This is a genomic window from Pseudoalteromonas sp. SR45-5 (assembly GCF_014163565.1).
Lineage (GTDB): Bacteria > Pseudomonadota > Gammaproteobacteria > Enterobacterales > Alteromonadaceae > Pseudoalteromonas > Pseudoalteromonas distincta.
Map to the genome: position 1 here is coordinate 1 of NZ_JACJDN010000922.1, position 1100 is coordinate 1100.

Below are 1100 nucleotides of genomic sequence, written 5' to 3' on the forward strand. Positions count from 1 at the left end.
AGTCATTAGGTTCGAATATAGCTACTATGTCATCATTTTTTTTATCGAATTTAATTACAGAGCCGTGAGGTGCTGAAAAAATAAATTCGAGCATATGCACACCTTCCGATAACACTTGAAAATTATTTTTAGGTTCTGAAAAGTTACACATATAGCCAGACATCGGAAACCCTTTTTCAGCAAACTTCATTGCAGTTTGAAATGTGCCTAGGTAATAACCATTAATGTCTATTTCATTATTTTCTAATAACATTAGCTTATTTAATGAGTTCTGAATTGTCCCTTGCCACCCAATGTCAACAATCGCGACTTTTTTGGCATCCATAAACCCAATTTGATTTAGGTAAGTTAGTAGGTTTTCTCTTTCTACAGCTGCAATACTGCATACATCATCAACTAATAAATGAAAGAGTTTTGCTAATTTATCCTTATCGTTATCTGTGTCAATTATATGATTTTGATCAAAAAATCCAACTTCTTTTATTTTTTTAATATGTTTTGTTGCATCTATATCAACTCTATCAAGGTAATTAGCGACGCTCAAATTAGGAACAAAATGGCATAGTACTTTTATCGAATATTCATCGATTCCATTGTATATAGTTGGGATGTTTATAGCTCGTCTTGATGCGTACATATACTTACTAACAGGCGTTTTAGCTCCCTGATTCATAAGGCTATAGGCTTTGTGCATAATATAGCCGTCGCGAGCAAGGAAAAATATATGTTCTATTTCTTGATGCAAAACCTGGCTAGTTAACCAACGAGTTAAGCCAAAATATATTATTCCACAGTATACATAACCAAAGTCGTACCATATATTCTCGTTGTTATTATCTCTTTGGGTAAACGTTTTGTTGATGATAGTCGCAAAATAAATAGATTCTTCTATAGAGAGTTTAGAAGGGTATAGCTGCCTTAGTCTTTTAAATGAATGATGGCTAAGCGCATATTCACTGGTTTTTTTGTAATAATAAGGTTTGATGCCTTCTTTCATCGCGTTAATGACATCGGCGAAGTAATAATCGCCAATATGTAAAAGCTTAGACGGTTTACAGGATAGGTCTTTAAGTATATGCGGATATAACCCTCCTTTAGAC

Annotated in this window: 1 protein-coding gene; it reads right to left on the minus strand. The window is 33.5% G+C overall.

The genetic code is table 11. The features are described from left to right. Nucleotides 1-997 (minus strand): hypothetical protein (locus H5072_RS20090; RefSeq protein WP_182694594.1); only part of this gene is annotated, 997 nt, incomplete at its 3' end. Between the last annotated feature and the right edge of the window lie 103 nt (nt 998-1100).